The sequence below is a fragment of the Paraburkholderia sp. SIMBA_027 genome, from assembly GCF_046535315.1.
In the GTDB taxonomy this organism is placed as follows: Bacteria; Pseudomonadota; Gammaproteobacteria; order Burkholderiales; family Burkholderiaceae; genus Paraburkholderia; species Paraburkholderia tropica.
Genome location: NZ_JAWRWY010000926.1, coordinates 1 through 260 on the forward strand (window position 1 = coordinate 1; position 260 = coordinate 260).

Annotated in this window: 1 pseudogene; it reads left to right on the forward strand. The window is 67.7% G+C overall.

The window, feature by feature from the left end:
- Nucleotides 1-260, forward strand: a pseudogene (locus SB764_RS41805) (MFS transporter); the annotation flags it as partial.

Here is a 260-nt window from a genome sequence, read left to right on the forward strand (position 1 = left end):
CTATTTTCTCGGATGGCTTCTGATCGGGGCGGCGGGCAGCGCCAGTCTCACCATGCCGGCGCATATCCTGCTCAACGAGATCGCCGGACGCGGGGCGGCGCGGGCGATCGCGACGCTGATGCTGGTGACCGGCCTGTCGAGTACCATCTTCTGGCCACTCACCTCGTTTCTGGCGGCGCATGGCGGGTGGCGGGGCGCGTGCCAGGTCTATGCGCTGGTCATGGCCCTGGTCTGCCTGCCGCTCTATGGCTTCGGGCTGC